Source organism: Chryseobacterium sp. BGARF1 (genome assembly GCF_001677955.1).
GTDB lineage: Bacteria > Bacteroidota > Bacteroidia > Flavobacteriales > Weeksellaceae > Chryseobacterium.
Genome location: NZ_LELA01000183.1, coordinates 1 through 368, shown reverse-complemented (window position 1 = coordinate 368; position 368 = coordinate 1). Strand labels below are relative to the sequence as shown.

The window sequence follows — 368 nt, the reverse complement described above, 5'->3', positions numbered from 1 at the left end:
TTATTTTTAACCTTATATAGTTATGATTGACAAAGAAGAATTATTAAACAACAAGGATTTCTATAAATCCTTTAAGAGCGGAGAAGATTTAACCTCTTTTTTCAAGCAAATGCACAAACGAGCTGTTGAACACATGCTGGAAGCGGAACTAGATGCTCATCTGGACAATGAAAAACACGAAAAAACCAAAGATGGTAATTATCGAAACGGACACGGAACCAAGAAAATTAAATCCTCATTTGGTGATAGCGAAATAAAAGTTCCCAGAGACAGATCCGGCAGTTTTGAGCCTGCTTTGGTACCAAAAAGGCACAATATTATCGAAGGCCTGGAAAATATTATTATCTCATTATACGCTAAAGGTATGA

General features: G+C 35.3%; 1 protein-coding gene. It reads left to right on the top strand.

Annotated features, from left to right (window positions below; all coding sequences use genetic code 11):
• Positions 1 to 22 precede the first annotated feature (22 nt).
• Positions 23 to 368, top strand: a 346-nt coding sequence (locus AB671_RS21380; RefSeq protein ID WP_185116245.1) for a transposase, incomplete at its 3' end; no start/stop codon positions are given.